Source organism: Pseudomonas sp. EA_65y_Pfl1_P113, from assembly GCF_963970525.1.
Lineage (GTDB): Bacteria > Pseudomonadota > Gammaproteobacteria > Pseudomonadales > Pseudomonadaceae > Aquipseudomonas > Aquipseudomonas tritici.
The window spans coordinates 31,915-45,400 of record NZ_CAXAQM010000041.1; the positions used below are offsets into that span (position 1 = coordinate 31,915).

12 protein-coding genes and 3 pseudogenes are annotated in these 13,486 nt (G+C 60.8%); 6 read left to right on the forward strand and 9 right to left on the reverse strand.

What is annotated here, in order from left to right:
* Positions 1 to 54: 54 nt before the first annotated feature.
* The 6 genes and pseudogenes from AACY52_RS24970 to AACY52_RS24995 all read left to right on the forward strand — a co-directional run.
* Complete coding sequence (locus AACY52_RS24970; protein ID WP_339457439.1) at positions 55 to 1,002, forward strand: AraC family transcriptional regulator; 948 nt, start codon at positions 55 to 57, stop codon at positions 1,000 to 1,002.
* A gap of 107 nt (positions 1,003 to 1,109) precedes the next feature.
* Complete coding sequence (locus AACY52_RS24975) at positions 1,110 to 2,486, forward strand: Rieske 2Fe-2S domain-containing protein (RefSeq protein WP_339560910.1); 1,377 nt, start codon at positions 1,110 to 1,112, stop codon at positions 2,484 to 2,486.
* Positions 2,483 to 2,971 (forward strand): benzoate 1,2-dioxygenase small subunit, encoded by a 489-nt coding sequence (benB, locus tag AACY52_RS24980; RefSeq protein WP_339437127.1) that lies wholly within the window; start codon positions 2,483 to 2,485, stop codon positions 2,969 to 2,971. The genes AACY52_RS24975 and benB overlap by 4 nt, the downstream gene beginning before the upstream one ends.
* A 10-nt stretch (positions 2,972 to 2,981) precedes the next feature.
* Entirely contained in the window at positions 2,982 to 4,004 is a 1,023-nt protein-coding gene (benC, locus tag AACY52_RS24985) for a benzoate 1,2-dioxygenase electron transfer component BenC (RefSeq protein WP_339560911.1), read from the forward strand.
* Between the two features lie 10 nt (positions 4,005 to 4,014).
* Complete coding sequence (locus AACY52_RS24990; protein WP_339437125.1) at positions 4,015 to 4,776, forward strand: 1,6-dihydroxycyclohexa-2,4-diene-1-carboxylate dehydrogenase; 762 nt, start codon at positions 4,015 to 4,017, stop codon at positions 4,774 to 4,776.
* Positions 4,777 to 5,000: 224 nt separating this feature from the next.
* A pseudogene (locus AACY52_RS24995) lies at positions 5,001 to 5,207 on the forward strand (hypothetical protein); the annotation flags it as partial.
* Positions 5,208 to 5,404: 197 nt separating this feature from the next.
* Here AACY52_RS24995 and AACY52_RS25000 read toward each other — a convergent pair.
* The 9 genes and pseudogenes from AACY52_RS25000 to AACY52_RS25035 all read right to left on the reverse strand — a co-directional run.
* Positions 5,405 to 5,980 carry a TetR/AcrR family transcriptional regulator gene (locus tag AACY52_RS25000; RefSeq protein ID WP_339506913.1) on the reverse strand — a complete coding sequence of 192 codons (576 nt, stop codon included), beginning with the start codon at positions 5,978 to 5,980 and terminating at the stop codon, positions 5,405 to 5,407.
* A gap of 11 nt (positions 5,981 to 5,991) precedes the next feature.
* Entirely contained in the window at positions 5,992 to 7,632 is a 1,641-nt protein-coding gene (locus AACY52_RS25005) for an AMP-binding protein (RefSeq protein ID WP_339428251.1), read from the reverse strand.
* A 78-nt stretch (positions 7,633 to 7,710) separates the two neighbouring features.
* Positions 7,711 to 7,995: pseudogene (locus tag AACY52_RS32360) on the reverse strand (methyl-accepting chemotaxis protein); the annotation flags it as partial.
* Positions 7,996 to 8,994 (reverse strand): annotated as a pseudogene (locus AACY52_RS25010) (PAS domain-containing protein); the annotation flags it as partial.
* An 18-nt stretch (positions 8,995 to 9,012) separates the two neighbouring features.
* A complete protein-coding gene (locus AACY52_RS25015; RefSeq protein WP_339428253.1) occupies positions 9,013 to 10,269 on the reverse strand; it encodes a GTP-binding protein in 1,257 nt (418 codons plus the stop codon).
* On the reverse strand, positions 10,266 to 10,928 hold the full coding sequence (gene nthB, locus AACY52_RS25020; RefSeq protein WP_339428254.1) for a nitrile hydratase subunit beta: 663 nt from the start codon (positions 10,926 to 10,928) through the stop codon (positions 10,266 to 10,268). Before nthB ends, AACY52_RS25015 begins: the two co-directional genes overlap by 4 nt.
* Positions 10,929 to 10,991: 63 nt before the next feature.
* Positions 10,992 to 11,585, reverse strand: coding sequence for a nitrile hydratase subunit alpha (nthA, locus tag AACY52_RS25025; RefSeq protein ID WP_032891454.1), 594 nt, complete (start codon positions 11,583 to 11,585; stop codon positions 10,992 to 10,994).
* Positions 11,586 to 11,663: 78 nt separating this feature from the next.
* The gene (locus tag AACY52_RS25030) at positions 11,664 to 13,178 is read right to left on the reverse strand and encodes an amidase (protein WP_339428255.1); all 1,515 of its coding nucleotides are present in this window, start codon (positions 13,176 to 13,178) and stop codon (positions 11,664 to 11,666) included.
* A 195-nt stretch (positions 13,179 to 13,373) separates the two neighbouring features.
* The coding region (locus AACY52_RS25035; RefSeq protein WP_036984840.1) for a transposase at positions 13,374 to 13,486 on the reverse strand (113 nt) is incomplete at its 5' end.

Genomic DNA, 13,486 nt, shown 5'->3' on the forward strand with positions numbered 1-13,486 from the left:
GCCCCCCTACCCAGGCGTCAGCCTGAGCCCAATAATTATAAAAGAGTCGCAACCATGACCGTGCTATTGAGTGAGCGCAGCCAGATTCTCCAGGGCGCCGATGCCTACGCGGTGTCGGACTACGTCAACCAGCATGTGGGCAGCCACCGCATTCGCCTGCCTCCCAAGGGCCGGCCCCGGGCGAGCATCAGCCATCGCACCTTCGCGAGCCTGGACCTGTGCCGCATCAGCTACGGCGCACCGGTACGGGTCACATCGGTGGCGCTGGAGACCATCTATCACCTGCAGATCCTGTTGAGCGGGCATTGCCGCTCCAGCTCCCGTGGCGAGGATGACGTGTTCGGGCCGGGGGAAATCCTGCTGATCAACCCCGACGACCCGGTAGACCTCACCTATTCCGCCGACTGCGAGAAATTCATCATCAAACTGCCGGTGCGCCTGCTGGAAAACGCCTGCCTGGAGCAGCACTGGAGCCTGCCGCAGGTGGGTATCCGCTTCGCGACGGCCCGCCAGGCGCTCAGTGAAATGGGCGGCTTCCTGCCGTTGCTCGGGCTGATCTGTCATGAGGCGGAAAACGCTGCCGAGCCCCACATGCAGGGCCTGTACGAACGCATCGTGGCCAACAAGCTGCTGGCATTGCTGGGCAGCAATGTGTTGCGGGTGATCCCCCAGGCTGCCCACGGCGGTGGGTTTGAAGCGGTGCGCGAATTTATCCAGCAGCACCTGGGCGATGACATCAGCGTCGAGCAGTTGATGACCGTGGCCAACGTCAGCGAACGTTCGCTGTACAGCCTGTTTGCGCGCCAGGTGGGGCTGTCACCGCGCGACTATGTACGCCGCTGCAAGCTCGAACGAGTGCACGCACGCTTGCAACTGAGCAGTACGCGCAGCGTGACTGAGGTGGCTTTGGACCATGGCTTCATGCACCTGGGGCGGTTTTCCGAGGCCTATCGCAAACACTTCGGCGAACTGCCGTCGCAGACCTGGAAACGCCATCGTTAAGCGACGTGCGCCTGGCGGATAGCGATGTGCAGGCAGCGGATATTGACGCGCACGGCGAACACGTAAGGTGAGGGCGCCTGATACAAGAACAACGGAGGGCCCGCCCCATGATCAGTACACTCGCCCGACTCGCCTGCCAATTGCGCGAGTCCGTACAGGAAGACCCCGCCACTGGGGTGTTTCGCTGCCGCCGCGACATCTTTACCGACCCCGACCTGTTTGCCCTGGAGATGAAACACATCTTCGAAGGCGGCTGGATCTACCTGGCGCATGAAAGCCAGGTGCCGGAGGTCAACGATTACTTCACCACCTGGATCGGCCGCCAGCCGGTGGTCATCACCCGTGACAAACACGGCGCGCTGCATGGCCTGGTCAACGCCTGCGCGCATCGCGGCGCCATGCTGTGCCGGCGCAAACGAGGCAACAAGGGCTCATTCACTTGCCCCTTCCATGGCTGGACCTTCAGCAACGCCGGCAAGTTGCTCAAGGTAAAGGACGCGAAGACCGGCGCCTACCCGGACAGCTTCGACTGCGAAGGCTCCCATGACCTCAAGCGCCTGGCGCGCTTTGAAAACTACCGTGGTTTCCTGTTCGGCAGCCTCAGCGACGCGGTGCCGGAACTCAGCGATTACCTGGGCGAAACCCGCGTCATCATCGACCAGATGGTCGACCAGGCTCCTTTGGGCCTGGAGGTGCTGCGCGGCAGCTCATCCTATGTCTATGACGGCAACTGGAAGCTGCAAATCGAAAACGGCGCCGACGGTTACCACGTCAGCTCCGTGCACTGGAACTACTCGGCGACCATGGGCCGGCGCAACTACGAAGCCGAAGGCACGCGCACCGTCGACGCCAATGGCTGGTCGAAAAGCCTGGGCGGCGTCTACGCCTTCGACCACGGGCATATCCTGCTGTGGACGCGCCTGCTCAACCCCGAAGTGCGCCCGGTGCACGCTCACCGCGAGGCCTTGGCCGAACGCCTTGGCCAGGCGCGCGCCGACTTTATCGTCGACCAGACCCGCAACCTCTGCCTCTACCCCAATGTGTACCTGATGGACCAGTTCTCGACGCAGATCCGCGTGGTGCGCCCCCTCGCCGTGGATAAAACCGAAGTGACAATCTATTGCATGGCGCCCATCGGCGAAAGCGCCCAGGAGCGCGCCACGCGGATTCGCCAGTACGAAGATTTCTTCAACGTCAGCGGCATGGGCACGCCGGATGACCTCGAGGAATTCCGCGCCTGCCAGACCGGTTACCAGGGCGCGAGCACCTTGTGGAATGACTTGAGCCGTGGCGCCAGGCAGTGGGTCGAAGGCGCGGACGAAAATGCCTTGGTCATGGGCATGCAACCGCAGCTCAGCGGGGTCAAGACCGAGGACGAGGGTTTGTTTGTGCGCCAGCATGCGCACTGGGCCCAAAGCCTGCAACGTGCGATCGAGCGCGAACAGCGAGGGCTGATTGCCAGCGACCGCGAGGTGCAGCCATGAGCCTCGCCCGTGACCACCTGCTGGATTTTGTCTACCGTGAAGCGCGCCTGCTCGACGACCGCCAATGGGATGACTGGCTGGCCTGCTATTCGCCCAAGGCCGAGTTCTGGATGCCCGCCTGGGACGATCACGACACCCTCACCGAAGACCCGCAGCGCGAAATCTCGCTGATCTACTACCCCAACCGTGACGGCCTGGAAGACCGTATCTTCCGCATCAAGACCGAGCGCTCCAGCGCCAGCACGCCCGAGCCGCGCACCGTGCACATGCTGTGCAACCTCGAAGTGCTGTCCGACGACGGCGTGCAGGTGGACCTGCGTTTCAACTGGCACACCCTCAGCCACCGCTACAAAACCACCGACAGTTATTTCGGTACCTCCTTCTATCGCCTCGACATCCGTGCCGAGCAGCCGCTGATCACGCGCAAGAAGGTGGTGCTGAAAAACGACTACATCCACCAGGTCATCGACATCTACCACATCTGAGGACACCGCCATGACGTATGCCATCGCCCTGAACTTCGAGGATGGGGTGACACGCTTCATCGACTGCAAGGTGGGGGAAAAGGTGCTCGATGCCGCCTTCCGCCAACGCATCAACCTGCCCATGGACTGCTCGGATGGTGTGTGCGGCACCTGCAAATGCCACTGTGAAACCGGCGCCTACGACTTGGGCGACGACTATATCGACGACGCCCTGAGCGCCGATGAAGCGCAGGCGCGCCAGGTACTGACCTGCCAGATGGTGCCGCAGTCCGACTGCGTGATCGCTGTGCCGATGCCGTCCAGCGCCTGCAAGACCGGCACCACGCACTTCGCCGCGACGCTGGCTGGCATCACCCGACATGCCGATGCCGCGGTGGAGGCGAGTTTCGAGCTGGACCAGGCGCCGGTATTCCTGCCTGGCCAGTACGTGAATATCAGCGTGCCCGACAGTGGGCAGACACGCGCGTACTCCTTCAGCAGTCGCCCGGGCGACACGCGCGCCAGCTTCCTGATCAAGCACGTGCCCGGCGGGTTGATGAGCAGCTGGCTCGCGCGCGCCCATCCGGGCGACCGCGTGGCGATCACCGGCCCACTGGGGAGTTTCTACCTGCGTGAGGTGGAGCGGCCGCTGCTGTTACTGGCCGGTGGTACCGGCCTGGCGCCGTTCCTGTCGATGCTTGAAGTGCTCGCGCAGCGCCAGGAAACTCGCCCGATCCGGTTGATCTACGGCGTAACGCGGGATCAGGACCTGGTGATGGTCGAGGCGTTGCAGGCTTTTACCGCGCGTTTGCCCGACTTCAACCTGGTGACCTGCGTGGCTGATCCGCACACCACTCACCCGCGCCAGGGCTATGTGACCCAGCACATGGCCGACGAATCCCTCAATGGCGGCGATGTCGACGTGTACCTGTGCGGCCCGCCGCCGATGGTCGATGCGGTGCGCGAGCACTTCATGCAGCAGGGCGTGACCCCGACCAGCTTCCATTACGAGAAATTCACCCCTAACGCCGTCGCCCCGTGCGATGCCGCCTGAGGACTGCCGCATGACTCAACGGTTTAACAACAAGGTCGCGCTGGTCACCGGCGCTGCCCAAGGGATCGGCCGGCGTGTCGCCGAGCGCTTGCTGGAGGAGGGCGCCTGGCTGGTCGCGGTGGATCGCGCCGAGCTTGTGCATGAATTGCAGCATGAGCGAGCGCTGCTGCTGACCGCCGACCTGGAACAATACAGCGAGTGCGCGCGGGTGATGGCCGCCGCCACGGCCCGTTTCGGGCGCATCGACGTGCTGGTCAATAACGTCGGCGGGACCATTTGGGCCAAGCCTTTCGAGCATTACGCCGAGGCTGAAATCGAGGCCGAAGTGCGCCGCTCGCTGTTCCCTACGTTGTGGTGCTGCCATTGCGTGCTGCCGTACATGCTGGAGCAGGGAGAAGGCGCCATCGTCAACGTGTCTTCCGTGGCTACGCGCGGGGTCAATCGCGTGCCGTATGGCGCGGCCAAGGGCGGCGTGAATGCCTTGACGGCCTGCCTGGCCCTGGAGACTGCCGGCAGCGGGATTCGCGTCAACGCCACCGCGCCCGGCGGCACCGAGGCACCGCCACGGCGCATCCCGCGCAACAGCCAGCCGCAGAGCGAGCAGGAGCGTGTGTGGTACCAGCAGATCGTCGACCAGACCCTCGACAGCAGCCCGATGAAACGCTACGGCAGCATCGACGAACAAGCTGGCGCGATTCTGTTCCTGGCCTGCGACGAGGCCTCCTACATCACCGGCGTGACCTTGCCGGTGGGCGGCGGCGACCTCGGCTAAGGCTTTTTCCATCTGCTGACACTGACTCACAACAACAAAAAAGAGAGCACTGCCATGCGCAGCCATGATGGCCATTCGATTATCGATAATGCCCCGTTCAACCGCTTCCACTGGTTAATCGTGAGCCTGTGTGCCTTGCTGTTGACCTTTGAAGGCTATGACTTGTTTATTTAAGGCGTGGGCCTGCCGTCACTCATGCGCGAGTGGGGGCTGCGCAGCTCTAAGGCTTGTCGATTCGCACCACAGGCGTGGGCTGGGCGTCCGGCATCGGTCGCAATGGCGCGATTGTCGGCCCGCTGTTGGGCGGCGCGCTGATGGCGATCGAACTGCCTCTGCAACTGAATTTCAAGGCCTTTGCCATCCCCGGCGCGATTGCGGCTGAGCATGGAGGTAGCGTTGATCGGCCGAACGGCCTTCCAGACGATCCTTAAAGACTCTCAGGGTCGCCAAAAAACATTTTGACTGGGCTCTAGGGCGGTACTTTGAGCTCCGAAGAACCTTTCGATGCCCCCATTTTTGCCCCCACGGCGATCATCCTGTATCTGCGCATACATGGGTATCAGGTTGGACGTGGACGCGAACAAAAGGTCTTGAGTCAGTTTTGAAATCCAGAGCTGGGCAGGGGCACTCAAGGTAGGGCGTTTATGGCGTGAATTACCGCATCGGCGATGGTCTTTGTAATAAGCCGACGCTGGCTGTTATCAACCTTCGGGCTCAGCCATATGGGTAGGCTGTTGAGCATGGGCAAAATCGCAGTAAGCGCCCCCTCGCGCAACGGGCCGCCGGGTTGATGGCCCAACTGGCCGACCAACTTCATGATTTCTGACTCATAGGCTAGCCTCAATCGCTCAACGCGTGCCTGCATTGGAGCGCCCAGGCAATTGGTATCCATGACCGCTAACTTGAAGTGCCCGGTCATCTGTTCATGCAATTTGAGATGGCCTTCGATCAGTTTTGTCAGGCGTTGCGCGGGCGTCAACCTTCGGGTTTTGATCAGGTCGACGTGCGACAACAGCGCCTGATAGAGCTCTGTCAGCCATTCAAACAGCATTGCTTCCTTGCTCTCTACATGGTGATAAATCGCTCCCGGGCTGATTCCAACATGCGCCGCCAATTCGCGCATGCTGACCTGGCTGAAACTACGTTCCTTGAACAGCTCAAGGGCTCTGCGCTGAAACTCCGAACGGCTCAGCGTGGGAACCATACGCCCGTGAGTCATGTGTAGAGTGCCTGCTGTTTGGCAATTTCCTGGTTGCGCAGAATGAACCGCTGCAACTTGCCACTTGGGGTCTTGGGCAGTTGTTCGACGAACTCGATTTCCCGTGGGTACGCATGCGCGGCCAAGCGCTGTTTGACATGCAGACGCAGGGCTTCCGCCAACTCGGCACTGGGCAGGTACTGACGGTTCAGCACCACAAACGCCTTGATCAGCTCGGTGCGTTGCAGGTCGGCCTTGCCGATCACCGCGGCTTCGACGACTGCCGGATGTTCGATCAGCGCGCTCTCGACATCGAAAGGCCCCACGCGGTAGCCGGACGTGGTGATCACATCGTCGTTACGGCCTACAAAGCTGATACTGCCGTCCTCATTGAGCTCAACGATATCGCCGCTCAAGTAGTAACGGTCGACAAACGCCTTGGTGGGCATGTGAAAGTAGCCATTGAACCAGCACAGGGGCGAGCGCGCGCGATCCACCGCCAGTACGCCCGGCTGAGCCGTCGGTAGTTCCCGATGCGCATCATCCAGCACGACAATCCGGTACCCCGGCACCGCATAACCGGCAGAACCTTCACGTACCGGATGGCGTAGCCCATGGTGATTGCATAGCACCATGCCAATTTCGGTTTGGCCGTAATGGTCGTGAATGACCACGCCGAGCTGTTCGGCGAACCAACGGATGACTTGCGGGTTGAGCGGTTCCCCGGCGCTGCTGACGATACGCAACTGGCCACGCACGGCGTCGGCGAACTCGGCCCCGGCAGCAATCAGCAGGCGATAGGCCGTGGGCGAGCCGGCCAGGTTGCTGATCGCATACTTGGCGATAATCCGGCAGGTGCTTTCCACGGTGAAAGGGCCGTCATGGAACAGCGTGGCTCGGCCGCACGCCAGTGGCCCGGTCACTGCGTAATACAAGCCATAGGCCCAGCCGGGGTCGGCGAGGTTCCAGAAATGGTCGTCTTCGCGCAAGTCGATTGAATCGTGCATATAACTTTTGAAGGCCAGAATGGCGCTCAAAGGCACCTCAAGCGGCTTGGCAGGTCCTGTAGTGCCCGAGGTACACATCAGCAGGAAAGGCGCACTCGCGTCCAGCAGCTCAGGCGTGCAGTCGGCCTGTTGGCGACCGAGGGCGTCCCAGAAACCGTAATCGCTCGGGTGCTGTGGGGTGCCGTCTGTCACGATGACGCGAGGGCAGTCGGGGATGTCATCCAGCTTGGGACGATTGTGGGCATCGGTTACGATCCAGCGTGCCCCGGAGCAATCCAATCGCTGCTCGATCGCCTTGGGCCCGAATGCGGTAAAGAGAGGTTGGTAGACCGCACCGATGCGCCAGGTCCCGAGGATAGCAATCACCAGTTCAACCGTGCGTGGCATGAGTCCGGCGACACGATCTCCCGGCTGTACCCCTTGCGCTCGCAGAAAGTTGGCAAAGCGCGCAGCGTGCACCTGCAGTTCGCTGAACGTGTAGTGCGTGGCGCGACCATCCCGCGTTTCGCAGTACAGCGCCACGGCATTGCCATGAGCGTGCCGGTCGCAGCACTCGATGCAGGCGTTCAAGGCTCCCGGTTCGCCGTGCAAGTTTTGAGCAGCCAGTTGTAGATAGTCGAAGGTTGACACTGCTGAGTCGTAATCGCGCATAACGTACCTGATTATTATTGTTGGAATTTGCCCTATGGCCACGCAAGCCGCGCAGGCGCAGGGATGTTGCTAGTTGTCCATCATCTCGGCCGCTTGCTGGGTCGCCTGGCTGGTCCGCGTGGCTAGCTTGCGCACTTCATCGGCGACCACTGCAAACCCGCGACCGGCTTCGCCTGCTCGCGCCGCCTCAATGGCGGCATTCAACGCCAGCAGGTTGGTCTGGCTGGCAATGCCCTGAATGGAGGCAACAATCTGCGTCAGCTTGGTGAGGGTTTCCTGCATCACCCGATGTTGTTGCGCCTGCGCCTCGCGCATCGTGCTTTCTTCATGGTGGGCATGTATGTCGGTGATGGCGCCCACCACCCGTTGCGGGGAGCCGTCCTGCGCGCGGCGCGTTTGCCCACGACCGCGAAACCAGCGGTAAGTACCGTTTTGGTGTTTGAGTCGATAATCCACATCGAACGGCGTCTTGCCGCTGCGGTCGTCCACATGGGCGACGAATGCGCCGATGGCCCGTGCGCTATCGTCGGGATGCAAGCGCGAGGTCCAGCTTTCCAGGGTGTTGGGGAACTCCTCGACGGTGTTGCACCCCAGCAGTCGTCGCATTTGCGAAGACCACCAAATGGTATTTTTCGGGTTCGCCGGGTCGCCTGCTACCACCTCGATATCCCAAAGCCCGTCATGCAGCATTTCCCGGGAAATGTCGAAACGTGTGGCCGCCAGTTCGAGCGCCTCGTTGTGCAGGTACTGTTCATGAATGTCACGAACGGTCCCAGCGATGCAGAGCGCTGCGCCTTGCGCATCGCGACGCGAGGCACCACTTATGCTGCACCAGCGATAGTCATCGCCGGGTGCAGGTTTCATCCGCACCTCGAGCGCAAATGCCGTCCGCCCGCTGCGATCAGCAAGGTGCCTGGCGAGCGCTGCCAAATGCACTTGCCGGTCATCCGGGTGCAACTGTTCACTCCACGCGCCGAGCTGATTCATAGCCTGGGCCGAGTTCGACGCTGGCCCCGTCCACGTCATTGCACATTCCGGCCCAGGTGCAGCGGTTCCATCCAGCTCCAGTTCCCAGAACAGTTCATCTGCGCCCTGTGTGATCAGTACCCAGCGCGCCTCCCATTGCCGCAACAGCGTGTCACGGCAGGCCAGGTGCTCTTCCAGTTGGCTGACGCGAAACGTCAGTGCGCAGGCCTGCTCCTTAACGGCTTGCCGCTCTTGCAGCAGTCGCTCGACGCTTGCCAGGATGAGGCGCACCAACCGGTTGTTCGACGCCAATGGCGTGCTCGCCTGATCAGGCTGCTCCAGTCGGTCGGCGAGCTGCGCCAATACCCGGCGTGTGGTTCGGCTGAAAAAGAGCATGGGGCACCTCTACCTCGGTCAAATGGGAACAGCCTGCAAGGACTGCATCGGGGCCGATAAGGCCTGGGCGTCAAAGACTTTCGCTCCCGGCAGCGTTTGCCAGGCTGATGGGCCGGCGGCTATTTCCTGGGCACTCAGCAGGCAGTCGTCGAGGGCGCGCTGTAACACGTGGGTATCCAGATCCTGGCCGATAAAGACCAATTCCTGCCGGCAATCACCGACAATGCTGTCCCACTTGGTCATGATGCTTCGCAACCGATATTCATCCCGCGGCCATTGCGACTGCTCGATGAAGTTCCACCAGTGCCCGACATAGTCCCACTGGAACTGCCTGCCGCTGTGCACCAGCAGGCCGGTTTCCAGGTGCCGGCTGGCGAGCCAGAAGTAACCTTTGCTACGCAACAGCCGCCCGTTGCGCCAGGGGCGTTGCAGAAAATCGAGTAATCGCTGTGGGTGAAAGGGGGCACGCTCGCGGTACACCCATGACGTCACGCCATAGGTGTCCGACTCGGAGACCGGTGTGTCGTCGGCCTGCATTTTTTTCATCCAGCCGGGTGATGCAGCCAGGCTGGGTAAATCAAACATATGGGTACCGAGAATGCCTGATAGCTCAACGTTGCCGTGTGTCATCGGCATGATCCGCGCGGTCGGGTTAAGGCCGGTGAGGACCGCGTGCACGGCCTGATAACCGGGCTCGTCGATCAGGTCCAGTTTGTTGACGAGAATGACGTTGGCGTACTCCACCTGCTCAATCAGCAGATCTGTCAGATGGCGTTTGGGTGTGTCCGCTTGTGCGTCGTCGCGCGCCACGATATCCGGCGATTCGAGCAACGTCTGAAAACGACTGCCATCGACCACCGTCACCAAGGTATCGAGCCGCGCCAGTTCGCTGAGGCTGAAGCCTTCTGCGTCAAGAAATGCGAACGTCTCGGCAACCGGCATCGGCTCGGAGATTCCCGTGGACTCAATGAGCAGGTAGTCAAAACGTTGCTGGCGTGCCAGGGCACTGATCTGTTCGAGCAAATCGGCGCGCAGCGTGCAGCAGATACAGCCATTGCTCATTTCGATCAACTCATCTCGACCACGGTGCAGCGCCACGTCGCGCTGCACCTCTTCGGCATCGATGTTGACGTCGCTCATATCATTGACGATGACTGCCACTCTCAGGCCGTCGCGATTACGCAAGATATGATTGAGCAGGGTGGTTTTGCCGGCGCCGAGGAAACCAGAAAGCACGGTCACCGGCAGTCGGCTCGCCTGGGCGCCGTCAATCATACGTTCACCGCATGTGAGCTGGCGGCCTTGTCCAAGTAGCTTTCGAACAGGTCGACCACCACAAAACCGCCATCGGCCGCATCCCCCCACAGGTCTTTCACGCGAAACTCGACGTGATAGGTTGGCTGATGCGCAGCGTTCAAGTCGCCATGACCAATGGCGTCCGGAAAAGGCCATTTTTCTGAAGTCCGGTGGAGGACCACACCTTCCTTGCCGCGAACATAGGCCGGCATGCGGGTATGCCCGGCTACATACTCGTTGCGCACGACAACCCGGTCGCCGACTTCAAAAGGCGGTCGGCCAGTGATCGCCGGGCGGCCCTGCGCATGCGCGGGATTCGCCAGTTTGAAGTGAGAACCCAGGGCCTGATCGAGCTCCGCCTGGGTGATGACGCCGGTTTCGACCAGCAGGGTGGCGGTGGCGATGACATAGCGTTCGTAGTACTGGGTGCCGACATGCTGACGCACGTCCAGTCGTTCGACGGCGTGGCGCACTTCGTCCACGCTGAACTTCTTCAAGTGATCGGCACCGATAAACATCAAGCTGTACGCCAGGTGCTCCCAGTCCTGCTTGAACACGGGTTGGTAGCTCAGACTGTTGATGGTGTGAGGGACTTTGCCAAAGCCTTGGAAACCGCCGAGATCGTGAAAGCCATCCATTGTGGATACCTCTTAATAGGCAATGAATAGAGAATGAAAATTGAAAGAAACAAAGCACCCCGGTTACGCGACGTACGGTAGCGCCACGCCAATAAGGACATCCTTGGTAATCAATTTTCGAAGCGCCTCTTCATCCATAGATTCGCTGCCCTTTGGCCGCAAAGGCAACACCAGATAGCGGCTTTCGGCGCTGGTGTCCCACACCTTGATGGAGACCCCGTCCGGCAGCTCCGTGCCCAGCTCCCGCAGCACGGTACGCCCTTCGCGAACCAGTCGGGCGCGGAACTCGAAGCCCTTGTACCACTCCGGCGGTAAGCCCAGGACGGGCCAGTTGGTGCAGGAGCACAGGCTGCACACAATCACGTTTTTCACACTGGGCGTGTCTTCCAGCGCAACAATGTATTCACCCTGCGGGCCGGTATAGCCAAATTGGGCGCACGCAGCCGTACCGTCCTTGAGCAGCAGTTCGCGAAACTGCGGGTCCACCCATGCCTTGGCCACTACCCGAGCACCGTTCTGCGGGCTCCATTCGTGTGCCATGAGCTGTGTCATGTGCTCGATGTAACCGTCGGGGATCAGGTCTTTTTGTTTGAGCACTTGCAGTAACGCCTGTGCTCGCTCACCCGGGGTTGATGGTTTTATTTCAGGTGTGGTCATCAGTTGGTTCCTCATCGTTGAGCTTCTAGGCAGCGCCCGGCGGCTTATTCTTTTGCGCTGCATGGGACGCATCGGCTTCTAGCTGTTTTTCCAGTCAACCGATGCCTCGAAAGCCGCTGCAGCCTGGTAAATCGTGCCTTCGGCATAGTGTTTGCCCACTAGCATCAGCCCGACAGGTAAACCGTCTACCAGGCCGCAGGGAATCGACATGGCCGGATGGCCAGTGATGTCCTGTGCGGAGGCATTGCCGATCATTTCCAGCGCTCGGGCCACGTACTCGGTGATCGAGCAACCGGGCTCCGGGTGGGGCTGGGCAATGATCGGCACGGTGGGCATCACCAACAGGTCATAGCGCGCCAATGCGGCGTCATACCCGGAGCGTGCCAGGCGCCTGAGGTTTTGTGCCTTGGCGTAGAAGCGACCGTTGTAGCGCTCCAGACCGTATTGCCCGACGAACATGCACAGCTTGAGAGAGGCGGACAGGTCATTCGCCTGATCGCGCCATCCGGCTTGTTTGTCCAGCAACCCGAGGTCATATAGCCCTTGCCAGTTAAAGCCGGCCCCATTGCCGTGCATCATCTGCATCATCAGGCCCTCACAGCCGATGGGGTGCCACAGCGAACCGGCAATCTTGTGCTCAGGCACTGACACCTCTTCGACGTGCGCGCCCATCCGTGCAAATGCGTCGATGGCATTGCGCACAGACGAGGCAACACGCGGATCCTGGTTGGGCAGTTCAAAGCCTTCGCGCAGGACTCCGATCCTCAGCCCGCTTACACCGCGCTCCAGGTAATCACTGTAAGCGTCGACCTGGGGCGCGGTTTGTCGCGGGTCGAGCCCATCCGCTCCCGCCATGACCTCCAGCATCAAGGCGTTGTCCCGTACGTTTGCCGTGATGGGGCCGGCATGATCGATAGTCGCCTCAATGGCCATGATCCCGGTGTAAGGCACCAGTCCGTGGGTCGGCTTCATTCCGTAAGTGCCGCAGAATGCGGAAGGAATCCGGATTGACCCGCCCTGGTCACCGCCGACTGCCAGGTCGACCTCGCCCGCGGCAACCAGTGCTGCGCTGCCGGAAGACGACCCACCCGAGGCAAATCCGTGGCGATAGGGGTTGTGCACCGGCGCCGGATCGGAGGTGTGACTACCACCGGATAGGCAGTAATGCTCGCATGTTGCCTTGCCGAGGATGGTTGCGCCGGCATCCAGCAAGCGGGAGACAACGGTGGCATCGAATGAGGGAACGAAGCCTTCAAGGGGCTTTGCACCATTCATCATCGGTACGCCAGCGAGTGAAATATTGTCCTTGAGTGCGACGGTTTTATTCGCCAACTTGCCTTCGCGGGCGCCGCTGACTTCCGTTCGGTAGTACCAGGCGTTGAGCGGGTTGTGTGCAGTCGAGGGTCGATAGCCCGAGCTGCGTTCGTAACGTACCGGCGGAATGAAGTCAGGCAGCTCGTCAATCAGGTCATAAGCGTCGAAGCTTGACTGCATAAGAGCCAGGTATTCATGGCCTTGCTCCGCACTGATCTGCATGTACAGGCTGGTCGATACATCCAATAGCTGTTCAAGGGTGGGGCGAACAATTGGCATGGTTGGGCTGTCCTTATCGTAAGTGGCCGAAGAGCGCTGCGGCTCATCAAATTCAGTGGGCCTGGCGCTCAAGATAGTCCGCGCCTCAAGTCGCAGGCTTGGTTGAGAAAGACATCGACTTGGCTGAGCCGGACACCGCTGTGCAAAGGCGCAAAGGGCACGCGGTCGCAGAACCTTGGGTTAAAAAATGGTTCTTCACGGATTGCCGGGAAAGACGCTCTTGATCTTCATGAAGAAGAACTCGCTGTCCCGGTAACCGTACGCCATTCGTTTGATGACCTTTATTCGATTGTTTATTCCTTCCAACT